The following is a 710-nucleotide window of genomic DNA, read 5'->3' as shown; positions in this document are numbered from 1 at the left end:
GAGATTGGCGAAGTCTATCGTCTGCTCGATGAGAATACCGGACAGGAGCAGTACATCCGCATCACGGATGTGTCGGCCAGCACCGAAACCTTCACCATCAGCCGAAATGACACCTATGTGGATTTTGTCCGCCGTCGTTTGACACTGGGTATCAGCTCACCGCTGGAGCAGACCTTTCCCGGCGGTACCGCAACCCCCACCGGCACGGAACGCAGGGACAGCACCAAAATCACCCGCCTGCAAAGCACCCAGGTCGCGGATGCCGCCAAATACTATGGTGCGTCCCATCTCAAGGAAACCGCCACTGCCAGCAGCACCAAAATCAAGGTTAACAGTATCTATGCTCACCTGGTGCCCAGCGCCACCAGTGAAACAGCGGTGATTGATGAGCCTGGATACAGCGGGAGTCGTCAGATTCTGCCAACGCGCAATGGCACTTTGAATACGACGCTGGTGTTTGGGCATATCCAGGGTAACCAGTCCCGCTCCTATCTGGGGGCCGGCGTGGTGAGGGGTAGCTTGGTACTGAGCATCGACGGTGGTACGTATGAAGACAACGGTGCCGGTGCGTTCAACCATGTCTCAGGCTCCGATCCCTATGAGCGGATCACCATCGATTATGAAACCGGGCAAATCGACGCCTATCGAACCAGCAGTTATTTCGCCGGTAACGCCAGTGCGAACTGGCAACCGGGTACAGCCGCAACCGG

At 57.0% G+C, this 710-nt stretch carries 1 protein-coding gene; it reads left to right on the top strand.

Annotated features, from left to right (window positions below):
- The coding region (locus ABD892_RS10245) for a hypothetical protein (protein WP_345195526.1) at positions 1 to 710 on the top strand (710 nt) is incomplete at both ends.

Source organism: Kistimonas scapharcae (genome assembly GCF_039540975.1).
Classification (GTDB): Bacteria; Pseudomonadota; Gammaproteobacteria; order Pseudomonadales; family Endozoicomonadaceae; genus Kistimonas; species Kistimonas scapharcae.
The sequence above is the reverse complement of the archived record's forward strand: the minus strand, read 5'-3'. Positions and strand labels throughout refer to the sequence as shown.